This window comes from Micromonospora sp. NPDC002575 (assembly GCF_042889525.1).
Classification (GTDB): Bacteria; Actinomycetota; Actinomycetes; order Mycobacteriales; family Micromonosporaceae; genus Micromonospora; species Micromonospora carbonacea.
Genome location: NZ_JBIARA010000009.1, coordinates 97036 through 111987 on the forward strand (window position 1 = coordinate 97036; position 14952 = coordinate 111987).

Genomic DNA, 14952 nt, shown 5'->3' on the forward strand with positions numbered 1-14952 from the left:
AGTCAGACCGGCCGGGTGACCCGCTCCCACATCATCACTGTCAGGGGGTCCCGGGGCGGCGGTGGCGGCGCACCAGGCCGGCGGCCAACGGCGCGGCGTCGAGGTCACCGGCGGCGATCCGGCCGGCGACGGTACGCCGCACGAGGCGGTCGGCCAGGGCGGGCGCGTGCCGGGCGACGGCCAGTTCGAGGCGGCCCCGGGCGGTGGTGGCCACGTCGCGCGGGACGCGGCGGGCGGCGGCGGCGCGCAGGATCGCCGCGACGACGCCCTCGACCGGTTCGGGCCGGGACACCCCGTCCAGGGACAGCCCGGCGCGGGCGGTGCTGTCGTGGATGGGTGAGGCGACCATGCTGGGGTAGACGACGGTGACGCCGACGTGGGTGCCGACCTCCAGGCGCAGCGCGTCGGCGTACGCGACAAGGGCGCGTTTGCTGACCCCGTACGCGGCGGCCAGGGGCAGCGGCAGCACCGCCATCCGGCTGGCCACGAAGATCACCCGGCCGTGGGCGGCGACGAGGGCGGGCAGGGCGGCGGCGGTGGTGCGCCACGCGGCGAGGAGGTTCACCTCGATCTGCTGGCGCACGGTGTCGTCGGGGGGCAGTTCGGCGGGGGCGGGGCCGCCGACCCCGGCGTTGTTGATCAGCAGGTCGAGGCCGCCGAGCCGGTCGACGGCGGCGGTCACCGCGGCGGCGGTGGCGACCGGGTCGGTCAGGTCGACGCCGAGGACCGGGGTGTCGGGGTGGTCGTGGGCGTGCAGGTCGAGGCCGACGACGCGGGCCCCGGCGGTGTGCAGCCCGGCGCACAGGTGCCGGCCGAAGGTGCCGCGCGCGCCGGTGACGAGGGCGCGGCGGCCGGCCAGGGCGCTCACGTCGCGTCCCGGGCGGCGCGGCGGGCGCCGGCGGCCAGTTCGCGGCCGAGCTGCGCCAGGTACACGTCGAAGTCCACGCGCATGGCCGGGCGGCGGTGCCCCCAGCGGGCGGTGGCGGCGCGCAGTTCGGCGCGGCAGGCGGCGCGCTGGGCTGCCGGATCCGGTGGGGTGTACCGGCCGGCGAGGCGGGCGGCGACGAGGCGGGCCTGTGCCTCCAGCAGGGGGAACGCCGCGCCGGTTGACTGCATCAGCCCGACGAAGGCCAGCCCGGGGGCGTCGAGGTGGAACACGTGCCGGTACAGCGGCAGGGTGTCGGGGCCGGCGTCGAGCAGCGCGGGGTCGAGGAACGGCACCTCGACGCGGTAGCCGGTGCACCAGACGACCAGGTCGACGGCGTCGACGCGGCCGTCGGTGAACTCGACCCGGTCGCCGTGGAACGCCGCGATGCCGGGCCGGGCCTCGATCTCGCCGTGGGCGAGGCGCGACAGCAGCGCGTCGGAGAGGGTGGGGTGGTCCTGGAGGAAGCCGTGGGTGGGGGCGGGCAGCCCGTAGCGGGTGGGTGGGCCGACGGCGGCGGTGACCAGGGCCTGGCTGATGCGCTGGCGCAGCCGCCAGGGCAGCCGCCGCGCGAGCGCCCCGTTGAGGGTGTCCGACGGGCGGCCGAGCAGGTGCTTGGGCACCACCCACACGCCGCGGCGCAGCGACAGCAGGGTGCGGCGGGCGGTGTGGGAGGCGTCCACGGCGATGTCCATGGCGGAGTTGCCGCCGCCGACGACGAGGACCCGCCGGTCGGCGAGTTGGTCGGGGCCGCGGTAGGCGTGGCTGTGGATCTGTTCGGCGGTGCAGTCGCCGGCGGGGCGGGGTTCGGGCGGGCGGGGCGCCCGGTTGTGGCCGTTGGCGACGACGACGGCGGCGACGGTGACCTCGCTGGTGCCATCGGGGCCGGTGGCCCGCACGGTCCACCGGTCGTCGGGGCCGCGGGTGACCGCGACGACGGTGTGCCGCAGCCGGACGGCGTCGAGCAGCCCGAAGCGGTGGGCGTAGTCGCGCAGGTAGCCGGCGACGCGGGTGTGGTCGGGGTAGTCGGGCCAGTGGGCGGGCATGGGGTGGTCGGCGAACTGGGTGCGGGTCCGGCTGGTGTTCAGGTGCAGGGTGCGGTAGGCGGGCGAGTCCGCCCCGTACACCCACAGGCCGCCGACGGTGTCGGTGGCCTCGAAGGCCACGGCCGGCACGTCGGCGTCGGCGAGGGCCTTGAGGGTGGCCAGGCCGGCGGCGCCGGCGCCGATCACCGCGACCCGTGGGGCTTGCCCCATGTCGTCGTCCTCCCCCACGTTAATCCAACACTCGATGGATAATGCGCGGCCGGTGGCCCGGCGTCAAGGCGTCCGGCCCGAAAGGACCGGTAAATGCGCTCGACGACGCCACTCGCCGCGGTTACCTTACGGACCTCACGTCCCGTGGAGGTGTTTCGGATGCCCGCGTCGAACGCGCCCGCCCAGCACGCCCCCGACCCCGCTCCCGACGTGAGGAAACCGAGAAGTGGACCTGCCACGTAGTTTTGTCATCCGCGAACGCGACCACCGCATCCACAACCCCTTCACCGCCGAGAAGCTCGGCACCCTCGGGCGGGCCCTGCGCCTGCGTCCGGGCACGAGGCTGCTCGACCTGGCCTGCGGCAGCGGCGAGATGCTCTGCCAGTGGAGCCGCGCGCACGGCGTGACCGGCACCGGGGTCGACATCAGCACCGTCTTCGTCGACGCCGCGCGGGCGCGCGCGGTCGAGCTGGGCGTCGCCGGGCGGGTGGCGTTCGTGCACGGCGACGCCGCCGCGTACACCGCCGACGCCGAGTTCGACGTCGCCGCCTGCGTCGGGGCGACCTGGATCGGCGGCGGCGTCGCGGGCACCATCGGGCTGCTCGAACGTGCCCTGCGCCCCGGCGGACTGCTGCTGGTCGGCGAGCCGTTCTGGCGGGTCGAGCCGCCCGACCAGGCGACGGTGGCGGCCTGCCACGCCACGACCCGGGAGGACTTCCACGACCTGCCGGGCCTGGTCGCCCTCTACGGCCGGCTCGGCTTCGACCTGGTCGAGATGGTCCTCGCCGACGAGGACAGCTGGGATCGTTACGTCGCCGCGCAGTGGTTGTCGGTGCGCCGCTGGCTCGACGCCCACCCCGACGACGACCTGGCCGGCGAGCTGCGCGCCGAGCTCGACACCGCGCCGTGGCAGTACGTCCGCTACCAGCGGCCCCACCTCGGGTGGGGGGTGTTCGCGCTGGTGCGGCGCTGACGGCCCGTCGGGCGGCGCGCGGGTCAGCCCCGCGCGCCGCCCGCTACGGCGCGGCCGGGTGCCCGCCGGCCCAGTACAGGCCGTCGAGGAACCGGTGCACGAAGGCACGGAACTCCTGGCGTTCCCCCTGCGCCGAGGCCGCGTCGGCGGCCAGCGCCACCACGTGCGCGTGCACGGCCCAGACCAGGCTGCGCACCGTGATGTGCGGGGTGGGTTCGACCAGCGCGCCGGCCGCCGCCGCGGCCCGCAGCAGTTGCTCCACCAGCTCGTACAGCGGCGCGGAGTAACGCTCGTCGAGGTCGGCGTGCCGGTGCGGCTCCAGCCAGCGCCGCAGCCACAGGGCGGTGGTCTGGGGGTGTTCCTGCAGGAAGTCGACGAACACGTCGACCAGGTCGTGCAGCGCTCCCCGGGCGGCGGCGGGCCCGGTGTCGAGGGCGTCGTGGGCCGCCCGCGTCGCCGCCTGGAGGGCGTCGCGCTCGGCGACGAACACCCGGGCGAAGCAGGCGTCGTAGAGCTGCGCCTTCGTGCCCGTGTGGTGGGAGACCGTGGCGACGTCGACGCCGGCGGCGGCGGCGACCTGCCGCAGCCCGACGGCGTCGAAGCCTCGGGCGGCGAACAGCGCGGTGGCCGCGGTCAGCACCACCTCGCGGGTGTCCCTGCTCTCGGAACGCCGGGGCCGGCCGGGACGTCGTCGGGGCATGGTCATGCCCACCATTGTCCCCCTACAATCCAGCAACCGTTGGATTTACTGGCGGCGTGCCGTCGGGAGGACACCCACCATGACCCAGCCGGCCCCCGCGCCACAGGCGGACCTCCCGCGCGGCCCGCTGCTCGGCTTCGCCGCCGGCTCCCTCGGCATGGGCGTCTGGGTCACCGTACCCGGGCTGCTGCTGCTGTACTTCCTCACCGACGTGCTCGCCGTGCCGCCGTGGCTGGCCGGCCTGGCGCTGCTGGCCCCGAAGATCGTCGACGTGCTGGCCCACCCGTGGGTCGGCCACCGCAGCGACGCCGAGTCGGCCCGCCGCGGCGACCGGCGGCGGCTGTTGCTGGCCGGCTGCGCGCTGCCGGCGGCGTTCGCCGCGCTGTTCGCGCCGCCCGGCGACGCCGCCGGCGCAGCCGCGGCGGCGTGGGTCGCGGCCTGGTACGTCGCCGGGAACCTGCTGTTCGCCGCCTACCAGGTGCCCTACCTGGCCACCCCCGCGGACCTGCGGATCGGCTACCACGAGCGGACCCGCCTCATGGCGTTCCGGATGGTGGTGCTCACCGCCGGGATCCTGGCCGCCGGGCTGCTCGCGCCGCTGCTGACCGGCGGCGACGCCGCGACCCGCGACGGCTACCAGCGGATGGGGCTGCTGCTGGGCGCCGGCGCCCTGGCCGCCATGCTGGTCGGGGTCGCCGGCATCGGCCGGCTGCGCCGGGCCGCCGGCGTCACCGCGCGCCGCCACGCCCCCGGCGGCTGGCCGGCGTTGGCGGCGGCGCTGCGCGACGGGCAGTTCCGCTGGCTCGTCGCCGCCTACCTGGCGATGTCCACCACGACGCACCTGGTGCTGGCCGGGGTGCCGTACTACGCCGAGTACGAGCTGGGCCGCCCGGCGCTGACCACGGTGCTGGTCGCCGCGTTCGTCGCCCCGGCGCTGCTGGTCACCCCGGGCTGGCTGGCCGCGGCCCGCCGCGTCGGCAAGCAGCGGGCCCTGCTGGTCGCGCAGGGCGCGTTCGCGGCCGGATCGCTGGTCCTGGCCGTGGGAGCTCCCGCCGGCCTGCCCGTCCTGGTCGCGGCGGTGGCGGTGCTCGGCATCGCGTTCGCCGGCATGCAGCTGCTGCCGTTCGCGATGATGCCCGACGTCATCCGCGCCGCCGACGCCACTGGCGCAGGCACCTACACCGGGGTGTGGACGGCCACCGAGGCCACCGGCGCGGCGCTGGGCCCCTACGCGTACGCGGTGTGCCTGACCGTCGGCGGGTTCGTCGCCTCGACCGGCGGCCAGGTGATCGACCAGCCGGACGCGGCCGGGGCCGCGATCCGCTACGGCTTCGGGTTGCTGCCGGCGGCGTTGATGCTCGCCGCGGTGCTGCTGCAACGCCGCTACACCCTCGACGGCGCGGCCCGCGCCGCCGGCTGACGGTAAGCAAGGGCCCCCTGCTATCGCTTCCGGTAGAGCAGGGGACCCCTGTTAACACCCGCCGGCCAACACCCGCCGCCGCGCGCCGGGCGGGACGGCCGCCGTCGCTAGACTTCCGCCTCGATGGACGACCAGCCCTCCCCCGCCGCCGACACCCGCCCCTGCGCCCACTGCGGACGCGACGTGCCGCAGCGGGCCGGCGCGGGCCGGCCGTTCCGCTACTGCCGCGACAACGACGGCGCCTGCCAACGCGCTTCGCGCAACAGCCGGATGCGCCACCGCAACGCCCCCGGCCTGCCCGGCCAGGTGGCCCGCACGTGGGAGGCGGTGGACCGGCTCGACCAGATCGTGCAGACCCTCACCGAGGCGCTGCACGCCGAACTGTCCCCGGCGGGGGTGCAGCGGCAGCTGGCGCAGCTGCGCGCGGAGACCGCCGCCGAGCTCGCCCAGGCGCACACCGAACGCGACGAGGCCCGCCGCGACGCCCAGGACGCGGCGGCAGCCGCCGCCCGCGCCGGCCAGCAGGCCCGCACCGCCGCCGCCGAACGCGACGCCGCCGCCCGACGCGCCGACGCGGCGCAGGCCGACGCCGCGGCGGACCGGCAGCGGGCCGACGCCGCCGAGGCGGCCCGCGACGCCGCGCGCCGCGACGCGGACGCGGCGCAGGCGCTGCGCGTGCAGGCCGAACGGGACCGTGACGCGGCCCGCCACGAGCTGCGCACGGTGCGCGGCGAACGCGACGCGCAGCGGCAACGCGCCGCCGACCTGAGCGTCGAACGCGACGCCGCCCGGGAGGCCGCGCGCCGCGACGCCGAGGCCGCGGCGCAGGCCCGCCAGCGGGCCGAGCAGGCCGACGCGCAGGCGCAGCAGGCCCACGCCGACGCCCGCAGCGCCGCGCTGGGCGCCGACGCCGCCCGCGCCGACGCGCAGCGGGCCCGCGAGCAGGCCGACCGGCTGCGCGCCGACGCCGCCGCCGCGCGCCGCGACGCCGAGGCCGCCCAGGCGCAGGCGCAGGCCGCCCGCCAGGACGCGGCGGCGCTGTCGACGCGGCTGGCCGAGGTCAGCGCCGCCCGCGATGCGGCCACCGCCCAGGCGGCGTCCGCGCGGGAGGCCGCCGCCGCCGTCGAGGGCCGCCTCGGTGAGCTCGAGGTACGGCTGCGCGCGGCCGAGGCCGAACGCGACGCCGCGCAGCGCCGCTCGGCGCAGCTGGTCGACCAGGTCAGCGACCTGGCCACCGCGCTGGCCCGGCTGGGCGCCCCGCCGCGCTGACGGCGCCCCTGCGGTGGGCCGCCGGCGGCCCCTGCCGCCCGTCGACCGGGGCCGGTGTCGCGCCCCCGGTGGCGGGTCAGCGCAGCGCGGTGGCGGCGGCGGCCCGCACCGCTGCGGTCAGCGCCGTCAGCGCCGCCGACTCCAGCCGCCAGCACTGCCAGTACAACGGCACGTCCAGGTGCCGGCCGGCGGCCAGCTCGACGAGCCTGCCGGCGGGCACGTCGACGTCGGCGACGGCCTCGGGCACCAGCCCCCAGCCGACGCCGAGCCGGATCGCCTCGGTGAAGCTCGCCGACGCCGGCACGTACGACGTCGGGGGGTCGACGTCTGCTGCGGTGACCGCGCGGGCGAAACGGTGTTGCAGGGTGTCCTTGCGGTTGAAGCAGACCATCGGCGCGGCGGCGAACGCCTCGCCGGGGTCGCGCCCGGCGAACCACGCCGAGGCCACGGCGGGCGCGGCGACGGCGACGTAGCGCATCGCGCCGAGGCGCTGCACCCGGCAGCCCTGCACGGCGACGCGTTCGGCGGTGACGGCGGCCATCACGCTGCCGTCACGCAGCAGGTCGGCGGTGTGCCCCTCGTCGTCGGTGTGCACCTCGAACGCGACGTCGGGCACGGCGGTCAGGACCGGCAGGAACCAGCCGGCGAGGGAGTCGGCGTTGACGACGACGGCCAGGCGGGTGCGCCCGAGCGCGCCGCGGGCGGCGGCGAGGGCCTCGTGTTCCAGCAGCGCCACCTGACCGCCGAGGCGCACCAGGGGCCGCCCGGCGGCCGTCGGCACGCACGGCCGGCCGCGGCGCACCAGCACCTGGCCGACGGCCTGCTCCAACGCCTTGACGCGTTGGCTGACCGCGGACGGGGTGACGTGCAGGACCCGCGCCGCCGCGTCGAAGCTGCCCTGCTCGACGACCGCCTGGAACGTCGCGAGCTGCACCGGGTCGAGGGCCATAAGCGATGCTAACGGCACCGAAGAATCTTTAGCTGGAGTGTGGCCGCCCGTCGCCCTACGTTCGCTGCCATGGGTTCCGTGTTGGCCGGGTTCGGCTTCTCCCTCGCGCTGATCGTCGCCATCGGGGCGCAGAACGCCTTCGTGCTGCGCCAGGGGCTGCGCCGCGAACACGTCGGCGCGGTCGTGGCGGTCTGCGCGGCCACCGACGCCGCGCTGATGGCCGCCGGCATCGCCGGCCTCGGCGCGGTCCTCACCGACGTGCCCGCCGTGGTGACGGCGGCGCGGTGGGGCGGCGCCGTGTTCCTGTTCGGTTACGCGGCTCTGGCGGCCCGCCGTGTCCTGCGCCCCGCCGCCCTCACCCCGACCGACCGCCCGCCGGCCACGCTGCGCGCGACGCTGCTGGCCTGCCTGGCGTTCACGTTCCTCAACCCGCACGTCTACCTCGACACGGTGGTGCTGCTCGGCACGGTCGCCCACCACGATCCGAACCGGTGGGCGTTCGGCGTCGGAGCGGCGTCGGCGAGCCTGCTGTGGTTCACCGGCCTGGGCGTCGGCGCCCGCCGGCTTGCCCCGCTGCTGGCCCGCCCGGCGGCATGGCGGCTCGTGGACGCGGCGATCGCCACGGTCATGGTGGTCGTGGCGGTGTCGCTGGCCGCCGGCTGAGCCCCGCCGCCGCGCGAGCACCCCGCCTGCTGGGAACCGGGCCACCGCGGGGACCACCGCGCGCCCGGCCGGCGACGGTGGCGCGGACCGGCGGCGGCCGGGCGCGGACACCTCGCCGGTGACCGGCGCGTCACCGGGCGTCGACGCCCGCGCCCGGCCGGGACTGGGTAGCATCCCGGTGAGCCACCGAACACTCCCACCGACTCGCCCGGCCGGGACGACCCCGCCGGGCGCCTGGCGTGGCCGGCTACCCTTGCAGGGGCGGCGGGGCGTGCCGCGTCCCGCCCGGCCGGCGGGGTGCGGCCCGGCGGGGCGGGAATGACCCGGCCGACAGACACCGTTGGACCTGAAGACCAGCACCACGAACGAGGGGAAGTCGATCATGGGCGAGCGTATGCTGCGCGGAAGCCGTCTGGGCGCGGTCAGCTACGAATCCGACCGCAACACGGAGCTCGCGCCGCGTCAGACCCGCGAGTACCTCTGCGCCAAGGGCCACCAGTTCGAGGTGCCGTTCGCCGTCGACGCCGAGGTCCCAACGACCTGGGAATGCAAGTTCGACGGCAGCGTCGCCCGCCTGGTCGACGGCACCGAGCCGGAGCAGAAGAAGGCGAAGCCGCCGCGCACCCACTGGGACATGCTGCTGGAGCGCCGCTCCATCGCCGAGCTGGAGGACATCCTCGCCGAACGGCTCCAGGAGGTCCGCACCCGCCGCGGGCGCGCCTGACCCCACAGCAGCCACGACGCCCCCGCAGGGATCATCCCTGCGGGGGCGTCCGCGTCTGGCTCAGCCCCTACCGTTCGACGATCTCACCCTCGATGGCCCGACCCCCGTCGACCACCGTCGGCGCCGCCCGCCCCGGCTCCTCCGGCTGCGCCGCCGGTGGCGCGTCGCCGCGACGCACCCGCACCCGCCGCGGCCCGAACAGGTCACCGGCGACCATCGACGACACCCGCCGCTCCGCGGCCCGCCGCACTCCCGCGCCCGCCAGCCGCCGCACCGGCGGCACCAGCAGCAACACCCCCACCACACCGGAAACCAGGCCCGGCACCGCCAACAGCAGCGCCCCCAACAACCCCACCAGCCCGTCGGTGACCTGCGGGCCCGGCGGCGTGCCCGCCTGCGCGGCAGCCCGGAACCCCCGCCACGCCCGCATGCCCTCCCGGCGCAGCAGCACCAACCCCAGCAGCGACGCCGCGAACACCAGCAGCACCGCCGAGCCGAACCCGACCGCCCGGCCGACGCCCACGAACACCGCCAGCTCCACCACCACCGCCGCCAACGCGGCCACCGGCACGAACCTCAGTCCTCGGCGCATCTCACCCCATCGCCCCGTCGCGTCCCACCACCTGGTCCCGCAAGCATGACACGCCGCCGCTCACGGCCACCGCACCTGACCGTCACCGGTGCCGTGCAGACCCCGCCGCCACGCCGTCCGCCGGTCCTGCACCGCCCACACACTGACCCGCCACAACGCCTCCGCCACGATCAACCCACTCATCTTGCTCGCCCCCCGCTGACGCTCCGAGAACGTGATCGGCACCTCCACGATCCGCGCCCCCGCCCGATGCGCCAGCCGCGACAACTCCACCTGGAACGAATACCCCTGCGAACACACCGACCCCAGGTCCACCGCGTCCAACACCGCCAACCGGTACACCCGGTACCCGCCCGTCGCGTCCGTCACCGGCATCCCCAACGCCATCCGCGCGTACAGGTTCCCGCACCGCGACAGCAGCAGCCGCCGCAACGGCCAGCCCACCACCCGCGCCCCCCGGCACCACCGCGACCCGATCACCACGTCCGCGTCGGCGGCTGCGGCCAACAACCTCGGCAGGTCCTCCGGGGCGTGGGAACCGTCGGCGTCCATCTCCACCACCGCGTCGTAGCCGCGCTCCCGCGCCCACGCGAACCCCGCCAGATACGCCGCGCCGAGCCCCTCCTTACCGGCCCGGTGCAGCACGTGCACCTGCCCGTCGCAGGCTGCTAGGGCGTCGGCGAGGACCCCCGTGCCGTCAGGGCTGGCGTCGTCGGCGACCAACACGTCCACCTCCGGCGCGGCAGCCCGCACCCGCGCCACGATCGACGTCACGTTGTCGGCCTCGTTGTAGGTGGGGATGACCACCAGCACCCGCCGCAACGGCGCCCGGCGTTCCACCCGCGCTCGCACGACCACCGCACCACCCACCATTTCCCGCCGGCGTCGCCGGCGCATCCGTCAGCCCACCGTCACCCGGGCCCGTCCGGTGCCCGCCCGCCGGCGCAGCACCGCCGCGCCGGCCGCCACGGCCACCGCCACCGCGACCAACGCCACCTCCGGCCACACCCCGACCCGGGTGGCCAGGGTGCGCCCGTCACCGAGGCGCAGCTGCCGCGACACCACGGCACGGGTGTTGAACCCGGTGGCGTCGGATACCCGCCCGTCGGCGCCAGCGAACCCGGACACCCCCACCGTCGACGCCATCAACGACGCACGGCCGTGCTCCACCGCCCGCAACCGCACCATCGCCAACTGCTGACGCGCCTCCGCCACGTCGAACGTCGCGTTGTTCGTCTGCACCACCAGCAACTGCGCGCCACCGGTGACCGTGTCCCGCACCAGACCGTCGTAGGCCACCTCGAAACAGATCACGTCACCCACCGTCACCGCGCCGGCGTCCACGACCCCCGGCCGGTCACCGGCCACCATGTCGCTGCGGACCCGGTCGACCTCCTTGCTGATCATCCGCGCCACGTCCCGCAACGGCACATACTCGGCGAACGGCACCGGATGCCGCTTCGTGTACATCTGCGCCAGGTCCGGCCCGGCCCCCGGCCGCCACAGGATCCCCGCGTTCTGGCTCTGCCCCGGCCCCGGCCCCACCAACACCGCGCCCACCAGGATCGGCGCCCGCACCGCCGCCGCCGCCGCGCCGATGCGCTCACCGGCGGCAGCGCTGCGCAACGGGTCGATGTCGCTGGCGTTCTCCGGCCACACCACCAGGTCCGGCTGCCGGCGCTGCCCGGCCGCCACCTGCGCCGCCAGGTCCAACGTCGCCTGCACATGATTGTTCAGCACCGCCTGCCGCTGGGCGTTGAAGTCCAGCCCCAGCCGCGGCACGTTGCCCTGCACCACCGCAACCTCCACCACGGCCCCACCGCCGGCCACCCCCACCGGCACCAGCCACCCCACCACCATCAGCGCCACCGCCGCGACCACCGGCCCCACCGCCGCCCACCGCACCCGCGCACCCCCGACCCGCCACGGCCGCCACAGCGCCGCCACCAGCAGCCCACCCGCCGCCGCCACCGCGAACGTCACCAACGGCGCCCCACCCCACGCCGCCAACCGCACCGTCGGCGCATCCCCCTGGCTGAACGCCAACCGGCCCCACGGGAACCCCCCGAACGGGGCCCGCGACCGCAGCGCCTCCTGCGCCACCCACCACACCCCGCACACCAGCGGCCACGCCCACCGCCACCGGTCCACCACCGGCGACACCCACGCCGACGCGGCACCCAACACCGCCACCACCGCCGCCTGCGACAGCGACAACAACACCCACGGCAGCATCCCCGTGTGCAGGTTCGTCCACTCCAGCAGCGGCGCGAACAACGCCAACCCCGCCAGGAAACCCAACCCCGCCCCGCCCCGCACCCGACGCCGGTACGTCGCCGCCGCCAGCAACGCCACCCCCACCGGGGCGCCCACCCACCAGTCGTACGGGGGAAACGCCACCAGCAGCACCAACCCGGCAGCCACCGCCACCGGCGCCGCCACCTGCAACGGCAGCGGCCCACCGGCCCGACGCGCCCCGGCCGGAGGCGACGGATTCTGCGCGACAGCCGTCACCGGCAACTCACCTGCGATCACACCGCCGAAGGCTACCCGCCCCACCCGGACGAACCGGCGACAGACGCCACCTGCGAAACGGAAATCGGGGCGCGGCCTGCGCCACGCCCCGATGCTCCCAGGCCCTTCCCGGCCGGTGGGGCGAGGATCAGGCGCCACGACCTTCGGACCGACCCGACGGCGAACTGGCTGCCCCCGCCTGGCCGTTGTCTACTGGCCGCGCACCTCACCCTGCCCGTACACCGGTAACCGCGGCCGGTTCGCGCCGCCCCGCCGACCCCCGCCCGCTGGACCTGGCCGCCGCAACCGTCGAAGGTCACTCGGCCAGCGGACGAAGGGACGAAGCGAACAACAGCCACTTCCCGTAGTAGGACTCAAAGACGGTACGTGCTGCCCCCCGGCCCCTGTCAACCCGCCCCGGCCAGTCGCCCCACCCGGCCCGGCGTGTCGCGTCGGCGAGTCTCAATCCACCGCCAGATGCCGGCGCAGCAACGCCCCCGCCGCCCCCGGATGATCCGCCGCCAACAACCCCGCCGCCGCCAGCACGTACTCGACGTCCACCACCGACCGCGCCGCCCGCGGCACCGCCCACCCACCCGCGTGATCCGCCAACACCGCCCCCAACACCCCCGCGCCCACCCCCGCCGGCACGTGACGCAACACACCCCCCGACCCCACCAGCAGCCGAACGTCCCGCAGATCCCGCCCCCCACGCTCACCCGTCGCCCCACCCCGCGCGTGCCGACGCACCGCCACCGTCGCCGCCAACGCCGCGATCCGCGCATCCACCACCCACCCCGCCTCGTCCGCCGCCACCCACCCCGGATCCGCCGCCCGCACCCCCGCCGCCACCGCCAACGCCGCCTCCTCCGCCGCGTCGACCAGCCGCTCCTGCGCCGCCGCCCGCACCACCCCCGGCGCGCTCCACCGCACCCCCAGATCCCCCTCCACCGTGCGGGCCCGCCACAACGAACCGGCGACCTCCCGCCCCGGCCCGCCCGCCCGCTCGTCCGGCGTCAACACCGAATACACATCCGTCGTCGCCCCACCCACATCCACCACCAACAGGTCCCCACCGACGGCGTCGGCGAGGACCTCCACCCCCGTCAACACCGCATCCGGCGTCGCCGCCCGCACCAACCGCCCGAACCGCGGCCCCCGCGACAACCGCTTCCCACCGATCACATGCCGCAGGAACACCTCCCGGATCGCCGCCCGCGCCGACCCCGGCTCCAACACCCCGATCCGCGGCAGCACGTTGTCGGCCACCGTCACCGGCACCCCCGCCCCCGCCAGCACCGCACGCAGGTCGTCACGGACGTCGACGTTGCCCGCCAACACCACCGGCACCCGCCACCGCGCCCGCGCCAACCGCGTCGCGTTGTGCGTCAACACCTCCGCGTCACCACCATCGGTGCCGCCGACCAGCAACACCACGTCCGGACGCGCCGCCCGCAACGCCGACACCTGCGGCGCACCCAACCGGCCCGCCACCACATGCACCACGTCCGCCCCCGCCGACAGGCCCACCCGCCGACCCGCCTGCGCCGTCACCAGCGCCTCGTAGCCCACCACCGCCAGCCGCAGCCCACCACCGGCCGACGAACACACGTACCACGGCACGTCGGCGACCCCGGCCGCCGACGTCGCCGCCCCCACCGCCGCGTCCAACCCCAGCAGCACGTCCGAACCCACCGTCGTCGGCGACGCCCCCGCACCCACCAGCCGGCCGTCGTCCAAGTCGACCACCACCGCCTTCGTGTACGTCGAACCGACGTCGACGCAGACCGCCGCGCTCACGCCACCGGCGGCACGACCACGGTGCCCGTCGCGGTGACCGCCACGATCGGCTCGTCCAGCACCTCCGCAGCCGACTCGCCCCGATCCGGGCGACCCCGGCACACCACCCGCGCCTCGAAGTCGATCGTGCGGCTGCGCGTGCCCACCCGCGTCACCGTCGCCGCCACCTCCACCACGTCACCCGCCCGCACCGGCGCCCGGAACTGCACCTGCGAATACGACGCGAACAACCCCTCGTCCCCGTCGGTACGGATACACACCTCCGTCGCCACGTCCCCGAACAACCCCAACGCGTACGCCCCGTCCACCAGGTTCCCCGCATAGTGGGCATGCGAATACGGCACATACCGGCGATGCACGACGGTCAGACCGACCCGGGGATCACTCATGCCACACTCGCCTTCCTCGACGTGATCAGCGCATGGACCAGATAACTGGCCACCTCACCCGGGGTGGTGCCACGACCGAAGATCCGGTCCACCCCCAACTCCTCGGTCATCGTCTCGTCGAACCGCGGCCCACCCACGATCAACAACGGCCGCCGCCCCGCCGGCATCGCCTCCCGGAACGCCGCCGACATCTCCCGCGTGTTGTGCAGATGCGCATCCCGCTGCGTCACCACCTGCGACACCAGCACCGCATCCGCCTTCTCCCGCCGCGCCGCCTCCACCAACTCCGGCACACTCACCTGCGCACCCAGGTTCGTCACCTTCAACTCCCGGTAGTACTCCAGGCCCTTCTCCCCGGCGATGCCCTTCACGTTGAGGATCGCGTCGATGCCCACCGTGTGCGCGTCCGTGCCGATGCACGCGCCCACCACCGACAGCTTGCGACGCAGCCGCCGCTTCACCACCGCGTTGACCTCCTTGGCCGGCAACAGCGGATAGTCCCGCTCCACCACCTGCACCGTCGCCAGGTCCACCAGGTGGTTCACCCGCCCATACACCACGAAGAACGTGAACCCGTCACCGATCGGCTTGGCGTGCACCAACATCGCCGGATCCAAGCCCATCTTGTTCGCCAGCTGCACCGCCGCGCCCTCGGCCCGCTTGTCGTGCGGCACCGGCAACGTGAACGACACCTGCACCATGCCGTCACCCGTCGTGTCCCCGTACGGCCGCACCACCGACTTCCCGCTCATGCCGCGCCCGCCGGACATGCTCTCGC

General features: G+C 75.9%; 15 protein-coding genes. 5 read left to right on the top strand and 10 right to left on the bottom strand.

Translation table 11 applies throughout. The annotated features are described in order from the left end of the window. Positions 1-40 precede the first annotated feature (40 nt). Positions 41-868: an SDR family NAD(P)-dependent oxidoreductase gene (locus tag ACFYWL_RS15870; RefSeq protein WP_386972838.1), complete on the bottom strand. Its 828-nt coding sequence runs from the start codon at positions 866-868 to the stop codon at positions 41-43. Beyond that, entirely contained in the window at positions 865-2181 is a 1317-nt protein-coding gene (locus ACFYWL_RS15875; protein WP_386972841.1) for a flavin-containing monooxygenase, read from the bottom strand. The genes ACFYWL_RS15870 and ACFYWL_RS15875 overlap by 4 nt, the downstream gene beginning before the upstream one ends. A gap of 226 nt (positions 2182-2407) precedes the next feature. On the opposite strand from ACFYWL_RS15875, the gene ACFYWL_RS15880 reads away from it, so the two are divergent. Continuing rightward, entirely contained in the window at positions 2408-3154 is a 747-nt protein-coding gene (locus tag ACFYWL_RS15880; RefSeq protein ID WP_386972843.1) for an SAM-dependent methyltransferase, read from the top strand. A 43-nt stretch (positions 3155-3197) separates the two neighbouring features. Here ACFYWL_RS15880 and ACFYWL_RS15885 read toward each other — a convergent pair whose 3' ends face one another. Beyond that, the gene (locus tag ACFYWL_RS15885; protein ID WP_386972846.1) at positions 3198-3860 is read right to left on the bottom strand and encodes a TetR family transcriptional regulator; all 663 of its coding nucleotides are present in this window, start codon (positions 3858-3860) and stop codon (positions 3198-3200) included. Between the two features lie 73 nt (positions 3861-3933). Between ACFYWL_RS15885 and ACFYWL_RS15890 the strand changes: the two genes are divergently transcribed. Further along, positions 3934-5274, top strand: a complete 1341-nt coding sequence (locus tag ACFYWL_RS15890; protein ID WP_386972849.1) for an MFS transporter — start codon at positions 3934-3936, stop codon at positions 5272-5274. A 123-nt stretch (positions 5275-5397) separates the two neighbouring features. Continuing rightward, positions 5398-6543, top strand: a complete 1146-nt coding sequence (locus tag ACFYWL_RS15895; protein WP_386972852.1) for a hypothetical protein — start codon at positions 5398-5400, stop codon at positions 6541-6543. A 76-nt stretch (positions 6544-6619) separates the two neighbouring features. Here the strand turns inward: ACFYWL_RS15895 and ACFYWL_RS15900 are convergent, their stop codons facing one another. After that, positions 6620-7492, bottom strand: coding sequence for a LysR family transcriptional regulator ArgP (locus ACFYWL_RS15900; RefSeq protein WP_386972854.1), 873 nt, complete (start codon positions 7490-7492; stop codon positions 6620-6622). A 69-nt stretch (positions 7493-7561) separates the two neighbouring features. Between ACFYWL_RS15900 and ACFYWL_RS15905 the strand changes: the two genes are divergently transcribed. Continuing rightward, positions 7562-8155, top strand: a complete 594-nt coding sequence (locus tag ACFYWL_RS15905) for a LysE/ArgO family amino acid transporter (protein ID WP_386972857.1) — start codon at positions 7562-7564, stop codon at positions 8153-8155. Positions 8156-8537: 382 nt separating this feature from the next. Further along, the gene (locus ACFYWL_RS15910; RefSeq protein WP_007070998.1) at positions 8538-8879 is read left to right on the top strand and encodes an RNA polymerase-binding protein RbpA; all 342 of its coding nucleotides are present in this window, start codon (positions 8538-8540) and stop codon (positions 8877-8879) included. A gap of 67 nt (positions 8880-8946) precedes the next feature. Here the strand turns inward: ACFYWL_RS15910 and ACFYWL_RS15915 are convergent, their stop codons facing one another. From ACFYWL_RS15915 to ACFYWL_RS15940, 6 genes are all read right to left on the bottom strand, one after another. Further along, positions 8947-9471, bottom strand: a complete 525-nt coding sequence (locus ACFYWL_RS15915; RefSeq protein WP_386972859.1) for an FxsA family protein — start codon at positions 9469-9471, stop codon at positions 8947-8949. A gap of 60 nt (positions 9472-9531) precedes the next feature. Beyond that, a complete protein-coding gene (locus ACFYWL_RS15920; protein WP_386973231.1) occupies positions 9532-10344 on the bottom strand; it encodes a polyprenol monophosphomannose synthase in 813 nt (270 codons plus the stop codon). 27 nt (positions 10345-10371) lie between these two features. Further along, the gene (gene lnt / locus ACFYWL_RS15925; RefSeq protein ID WP_386973234.1) at positions 10372-11991 is read right to left on the bottom strand and encodes an apolipoprotein N-acyltransferase; all 1620 of its coding nucleotides are present in this window, start codon (positions 11989-11991) and stop codon (positions 10372-10374) included. A gap of 456 nt (positions 11992-12447) precedes the next feature. After that, on the bottom strand, positions 12448-13785 hold the full coding sequence (locus tag ACFYWL_RS15930; RefSeq protein ID WP_386972862.1) for a glutamate mutase L: 1338 nt from the start codon (positions 13783-13785) through the stop codon (positions 12448-12450). Further along, the gene (locus ACFYWL_RS15935) at positions 13782-14174 is read right to left on the bottom strand and encodes a hotdog domain-containing protein (protein WP_386972865.1); all 393 of its coding nucleotides are present in this window, start codon (positions 14172-14174) and stop codon (positions 13782-13784) included. The genes ACFYWL_RS15930 and ACFYWL_RS15935 overlap by 4 nt, the downstream gene beginning before the upstream one ends. Continuing rightward, on the bottom strand, positions 14171-14926 hold the full coding sequence (locus tag ACFYWL_RS15940) for an OAM dimerization domain-containing protein (RefSeq protein WP_386973237.1): 756 nt from the start codon (positions 14924-14926) through the stop codon (positions 14171-14173). The genes ACFYWL_RS15935 and ACFYWL_RS15940 overlap by 4 nt, the downstream gene beginning before the upstream one ends. Positions 14927-14952: the final 26 nt, after the last annotated feature.